The sequence below is a fragment of the Kitasatospora sp. MBT66 genome (assembly GCF_000710405.2).
Classification (GTDB): Bacteria; Actinomycetota; Actinomycetes; order Streptomycetales; family Streptomycetaceae; genus Kitasatospora; species Kitasatospora purpeofusca.
This window is the reverse complement of the sequence record NZ_JAIY01000003.1, coordinates 839,091-839,695: the sequence shown is the minus strand read 5'-3', so window position 1 is coordinate 839,695 and position 605 is coordinate 839,091. Positions and strand designations below refer to the sequence as shown.

General features: G+C 69.1%; 1 protein-coding gene. It reads left to right on the top strand.

Translation table 11 applies throughout. The annotated features are described in order from the left end of the window. The coding region (gene efeO / locus BI06_RS55420) for an iron uptake system protein EfeO (RefSeq protein WP_149030283.1) at positions 1–605 on the top strand (605 nt) is incomplete at both ends.

Genomic DNA, 605 nt, shown 5'->3' with positions numbered 1-605 from the left:
CCCTCTACGCGCCCTCGCGCACCGGCTGGGAGCGCGCCGAGCCCGTCGCCGAGAGCTTCGGCGACGTCGACCCCAAGACCGACACCCGCGAGGACGGCCTGGAGCCCGGCCAGGAATGGACCGGCTGGCACAAGCTGGAGAAGTCCCTCTGGGCGGACGCGAAGATCGGTGACGAGGAGAAGAAGCTCGCCGACCAGCTGGTCGCCGACCTCAAGGACTGGCAGAAGCGCATCCCCGAGGCCGAGATCACCGCCACCAGCATGGCCAACGGCGCCAAGGAACTCCTCGACGAGGTCGCCACCGGCAAGGTCACCGGCGAGGAGGACCGCTACAGCCACACCGACCTCGCCGACTTCGCCGCCAACGTCGAGGGCGCCAAGAAGGCCTACGAGCTGCTCAAGCCCGTCGCCGCCGAGAAGGACGCCGACCTCGCCAGGACCCTGGACTCCGAGTTCGCCGCCATCCAGACCCTGCTCGCCAAGTACAAGCAGGCCGACGGCAGCTACACCTCCTACGACAAGGTCACCGACACCGAGCGCAAGACCTTCTCCGACGCCGTCAACTCCCTCGGCGAGCCCCTCTCCAAGCTCGCCGCCGCCGTGGTC